2 tRNA genes and 3 rRNA genes are annotated in these 5575 nt (G+C 48.8%); all 5 read right to left on the bottom strand.

What is annotated here, in order from left to right:
• Nucleotides 1-13 precede the first annotated feature (13 nt).
• Nucleotides 14-128, bottom strand: a 5S ribosomal RNA gene (gene rrf, locus OKC24_RS19030).
• 175 nt (nt 129-303) lie between these two features.
• Nucleotides 304-3197 (bottom strand): 23S ribosomal RNA (locus OKC24_RS19025).
• Nucleotides 3198-3603: 406 nt separating this feature from the next.
• A tRNA-Ala gene (locus OKC24_RS19020) sits at nt 3604-3679 on the bottom strand.
• Between the two features lie 50 nt (nt 3680-3729).
• Nucleotides 3730-3806 (bottom strand) — tRNA-Ile (locus tag OKC24_RS19015).
• A gap of 59 nt (nt 3807-3865) precedes the next feature.
• Nucleotides 3866-5403, bottom strand: a 16S ribosomal RNA gene (locus OKC24_RS19010).
• Together the 16S, 23S and 5S rRNA genes with 2 tRNA genes alongside form the textbook arrangement of a ribosomal RNA operon.
• Between the last annotated feature and the right edge of the window lie 172 nt (nt 5404-5575).

Genomic DNA, 5575 nt, shown 5'->3' with positions numbered 1-5575 from the left:
TTTTCGAATAATGAGCTGGCGATGACTTACTCTCACATGGGTAACCCCACACTACCATCAGCGCTAAGAGGTTTCACTTCTGAGTTCGGGAAGGGATCAGGTGGTTCACTCTTGCTATTGTCGCCAGCACAACTGTTATGACTTTGCATTTGGTCTTATCTTTTCAGTGCCGTTGCTTGGTCAAATGAGTTATTAACAGGTATATCTGAGTTGAATATTGTCTTACTAACTGGATTCTGAATCAAGTCATTTTGATGAATATCGAATCAATTGAAGCATGATATACAGCTGCTTGGGCGTTGTATAGTCAAGCCTCACGAGCAATTAGTACTGGTCAGCTTCATGCGTCACCGCACTTCCACATCCAGCCTATCAACGTCGTAGTCTTCAACGGCTCTTTAGAGGACATAAAGTCCTAGGGAAATCTTATCTTGAGGTAGGCTTCCCGCTTAGATGCTTTCAGCGGTTATCCCTTCCGAACATAGCTACCCGGCGATGCGACTGGCGTCACAACCGGTACACCAGAGGTTCGTCCACTCTGGTCCTCTCGTACTAGGAGCAGATCCTCTCAAATTTCCAGCGCCCACGGTAGATAGGGACCGAACTGTCTCACGACGTTCTAAACCCAGCTCGCGTACCTCTTTAAATGGCGAACAGCCATACCCTTGGGACCTGCTTCAGCCCCAGGATGAGATGAGCCGACATCGAGGTGCCAAACACCGCCGTCGATATGAACTCTTGGGCGGTATCAGCCTGTTATCCCCAGAGTACCTTTTATCCGTTGAGCGATGGCCCTTCCATACAGAACCACCGGATCACTAAGACCTACTTTCGTACCTGCTCGACTTGTGGGTCTCGCAGTTAAGCGCGCTTTTGCCTTTATACTCTACGCGTGATTTCCGACCACGCTGAGCGCACCTTCGTACTCCTCCGTTACTCTTTAGGAGGAGACCGCCCCAGTCAAACTACCCACCAGACATGGTCCTCGCTCCAGATTATGGAGCAGAGTTAGAACCTCAATATTACCAGGGTGGTATTTCAAGATTGGCTCCACCGCAACTAGCGTCGCGGCTTCAAAGCCTCCCACCTATCCTACACAAGTAAGATCAAAGTTCAATGTCAAGCTGCAGTAAAGGTTCACGGGGTCTTTCCGTCTAGCCGCGGGTACACCGCATCTTCACGGCGATTTCGATTTCACTGAGCCTCTGCTGGAGACAGCGCCCCCATCATTATGCCATTCGTGCAGGTCGGAACTTACCCGACAAGGAATTTCGCTACCTTAGGACCGTTATAGTTACGGCCGCCGTTTACTGGGGCTTCGATCAAGAGCTTCGCTTACGCTAACCCCATCAATTAACCTTCCAGCACCGGGCAGGCATCACACCCTATACGTCCACTTTCGTGTTTGCAGAGTGCTATGTTTTTAATAAACAGTTGCAGGGGCCTGGTTTCTGTGGCTGCCAGCCGCTCAAACCGCAAGGGTTATCACCGCCGGCAGCGTACCTTCTCCCGAAGTTACGGTACCATTTTGCCTAGTTCCTTCAGCAGAGTTCTCTCAAGCGCTTTGGTCTACTCGACCTGACCACCTGTGTCGGTTTCGGGTACGATTCCTGTGCAACTGAAGCTTAGAGACTTTTCCTGGAAGCATAGTATCAGCCACTTCACTGTACAAGTACAGCTTGCTATCAGATCTCAGCATAGAGTACCCCGGATTTGCCTAAGATACATGCCTACATCCTTTCACCTGGACAACCAACGCCAGGCTGACTTAACTTACTCCGTCCTCTCATCGCATTACACAGAAGTATTGGAATATTAACCAATTTCCCATCGACTACGCCTCTCGGCCTCGCCTTAGGGGTCGACTCACCCAGCCCCGATTAACGTTGGACTGGAACCCTTGGTCTTTCAGCGAACGGGTTTTTCACCCGTTTTGTCGTTACTCACGTCAGCATTCGCACTTCTGATACCTCCAGCAGACTTCTCAATCCACCTTCATCGGCTTACAGAACGCTCCCCTACCACTTGCAATAAATTGCAAATCCGCAGCTTCGGCATATAGTTTTAGCCCCGTTACATCTTCCGCGCAGGCCGACTCGACTAGTGAGCTATTACGCTTTCTTTAAAGGGTGGCTGCTTCTAAGCCAACCTCCTAGCTGTCTATGCCTTCCCACATCGTTTCCCACTTAACTATAATTTTGGGGCCTTAGCTGGCGGTCTGGATTGTTTTCCTCTTGACTACGGACGTTAGCACCCGCAGTCTGTCTCCCGGATAGTACTCATTGGTATTCGGAGTTTGCATCGGTTTGGTAAGTCGGGATGACCCCCTAGCCGAAACAGTGCTCTACCCCCAATGGTATTCGTCCGAGGCGCTACCTAAATAGCTTTCGGGGAGAACCAGCTATCACCGAGTTTGATTAGCCTTTCACCCCTATCCACAAGTCATCCCCTGGCTTTTCAACGACAGTGGGTTCGGTCCTCCAGTTAGTGTTACCCAACCTTCAACCTGCTCATGGATAGATCACCCGGTTTCGGGTCTACACCCAGCAACTAAACGCCCTATTAAGACTCGATTTCTCTACGGCTCCCCTATTCGGTTAACCTTGCTACTGAATGTAAGTCGCTGACCCATTATACAAAAGGTACGCAGTCACCGAACAAGTCGGCTCCCACTGCTTGTATGCATGCGGTTTCAGGATCTATTTCACTCCCCTCACAGGGGTTCTTTTCGCCTTTCCCTCACGGTACTGGTTCACTATCGGTCAGTCAGGAGTATTTAGCCTTGGAGGATGGTCCCCCCATATTCAGACAAGGTTTCACGTGCCTCGCCCTACTCGACATCATCATATAAGCCCTTTCGTGTACAGGACTATCACCCACTATGGTTGCACTTCCCAGAGCATTCCACTAGAACTTATATGACTTAATGGGCTGTTCCCCGTTCGCTCGCCGCTACTGAGGGAATCTCAATTGATTTCTTTTCCTAAGGGTACTGAGATGTTTCACTTCCCCTCGTTCGCCTCATACACCTATGTATTCAGTGTATGATACCTGCCTTATGACAGGTGGGTTTCCCCATTCAGAAATCTCCGGATCACAGGATATTTGCCGCCTCCCCGGAGCTTATCGCAGGCTATTACGTCTTTCATCGCCTCTGACTGCCAAGGCATCCACCACATGCACTTAATTACTTGACTATACAACCCCAAACAGCCGACGATGCCTACAAGTAGCATCTTCAACATTTTAGTTCAGAGTTCTGTGAACTTAATCACTGTACAGCTTCAATTAGATTCATATACCAAAACGCTTGATTCAGTTAATTTCGCTAGTAACTCATTTCATTCAACATTAACAATTGCTTGTTAAGCTGACTAAAACGAGTATGAACAAATTATTTCAACTCAAATATATTCTGTTAATGATTTTTCCAGCCTTCGTCAGGTCAGGAAACCGTGATAAATCACAGAGATTATCAAGTCCGCGTATCATAACGCTTATACTCGCTAATCTCTAGGATCTAAAACTTCGTTTGCTTAAGGACTAAACTAACAGCCAATTGACTGTTCATTTATTAACTTAACCATATCGCAAAGCGATATATGGTGGAGACTAGGAGAGTCGAACTCCTGACCTCCTGCGTGCAAAGCAGGCGCTCTACCAACTAAGCTAAGTCCCCAGCTTATCATCTAGATTTAATGCATCTTCTTTCTGTACAGCTAGTCAGAATGGTGGGTCTGACAAGACTTGAACTTGTGACCCCACGCTTATCAAGCGTGTGCTCTAACCAACTGAGCTACAGACCCTCAGATACATCAATGAAGAACAACTTGTTGTGGATTCTTACCAATCGTCAATCTTTCGTTAAGGAGGTGATCCAGCCGCAGGTTCCCCTACGGCTACCTTGTTACGACTTCACCCCAGTCATCGGCCACACCGTGGTAAGCGTCCTCCTTGCGGTTAGACTACCTACTTCTGGTGCAACAAATTCCCATGGTGTGACGGGCGGTGTGTACAAGGCCCGGGAACGTATTCACCGCGGCATTCTGATCCGCGATTACTAGCGATTCCGACTTCATGGAGTCGAGTTGCAGACTCCAATCCGGACTACGATCGGCTTTTTGAGATTAGCATCCTATCGCTAGGTAGCAACCCTTTGTACCGACCATTGTAGCACGTGTGTAGCCCTGGTCGTAAGGGCCATGATGACTTGACGTCGTCCCCGCCTTCCTCCAGTTTGTCACTGGCAGTATCCTTAAAGTTCCCGGCTTAACCCGCTGGCAAATAAGGAAAAGGGTTGCGCTCGTTGCGGGACTTAACCCAACATCTCACGACACGAGCTGACGACAGCCATGCAGCACCTGTATGTAAGTTCCCGAAGGCACCAATCCATCTCTGGAAAGTTCTTACTATGTCAAGACCAGGTAAGGTTCTTCGCGTTGCATCGAATTAAACCACATGCTCCACCGCTTGTGCGGGCCCCCGTCAATTCATTTGAGTTTTAGTCTTGCGACCGTACTCCCCAGGCGGTCTACTTATCGCGTTAGCTGCGCCACTAAAGCCTCAAAGGCCCCAACGGCTAGTAGACATCGTTTACGGCATGGACTACCAGGGTATCTAATCCTGTTTGCTCCCCATGCTTTCGTACCTCAGCGTCAGTATTAGGCCAGATGGCTGCCTTCGCCATCGGTATTCCTCCAGATCTCTACGCATTTCACCGCTACACCTGGAATTCTACCATCCTCTCCCATACTCTAGCTTCCCAGTATCGAATGCAATTCCTAAGTTAAGCTCAGGGATTTCACATCCGACTTAAAAAGCCGCCTACGTACGCTTTACGCCCAGTAAATCCGATTAACGCTCGCACCCTCTGTATTACCGCGGCTGCTGGCACAGAGTTAGCCGGTGCTTATTCTGCGAGTAACGTCCACTCACTATAGGTATTATCTATAGGAGCCTCCTCCTCGCTTAAAGTGCTTTACAACCAAAAGGCCTTCTTCACACACGCGGCATGGCTGGATCAGGGTTCCCCCCATTGTCCAATATTCCCCACTGCTGCCTCCCGTAGGAGTCTGGGCCGTGTCTCAGTCCCAGTGTGGCGGATCATCCTCTCAGACCCGCTACAGATCGTCGCCTTGGTAGGCCTTTACCCCACCAACTAGCTAATCTGACTTAGGCTCATCTATTAGCGCAAGGTCCGAAGAGCCCCTGCTTTCCCCCGTAGGGCGTATGCGGTATTAGCGTTCCTTTCGAAACGTTGTCCCCCACTAATAGGCAGATTCCTAAGCATTACTCACCCGTCCGCCGCTAGGTTGGGTAGCAAGCTACCCTTCCCCGCTCGACTTGCATGTGTTAAGCCTGCCGCCAGCGTTCAATCTGAGCCATGATCAAACTCTTCAGTTTAAAATCAATAGTACCTTTAAAGGGTACCAATCTTGGCTCATCAATTTTCTGACAAATATTTCTCAAATAAACTTCGAGTAATTTCTACCATCAATCAATGAAAATAATTTCGATCAATCAACCAGTAAAAATCCACACAAGTTGTTCTTCATAATCTCTTAATGATCTTCTT

It is taken from the genome of Acinetobacter entericus (genome assembly GCF_026168575.1).
Classification (GTDB): Bacteria; Pseudomonadota; Gammaproteobacteria; order Pseudomonadales; family Moraxellaceae; genus Acinetobacter; species Acinetobacter bouvetii.
This window is presented reverse-complemented; position numbering and strand designations above follow the sequence as displayed.